Source organism: Rhizobium ecuadorense, from assembly GCF_001187535.1.
Taxonomy (GTDB): Bacteria; Pseudomonadota; Alphaproteobacteria; order Rhizobiales; family Rhizobiaceae; genus Rhizobium; species Rhizobium ecuadorense.
This window is the reverse complement of sequence record NZ_LFIO01000984.1, coordinates 1-232: the sequence shown is the minus strand read 5'-3', so window position 1 is coordinate 232 and position 232 is coordinate 1. Positions and strand designations below refer to the sequence as shown.

The 232-nt window shown below is 58.6% G+C and carries 1 pseudogene; it reads right to left on the bottom strand.

The annotated features are described in order from the left end of the window. Positions 1 to 232: pseudogene (locus AF337_RS18305) on the bottom strand (ribokinase); the annotation flags it as partial.

The window sequence follows — 232 nt, the reverse complement described above, 5'->3', positions numbered from 1 at the left end:
CCAGAGCGCCGTCAAGTGTTTCAACAACGGGAACGCCTGCCAGCATTTCGGCTTCGATGGCATTGACGACGATGATGTCGATCAGGTGTTGCAGATCGTTCGACAGAATGCGTGCCGGGGCTGCATTGATCAGCACGCGCCCGCCTGCCTGCTTGACGGCCTTTGCCGCCGCGACGTTGGCGGCATCGGGAATCTCGTTTTGCAGGACGAGAATTGTTGTTCTGCTGAGCAG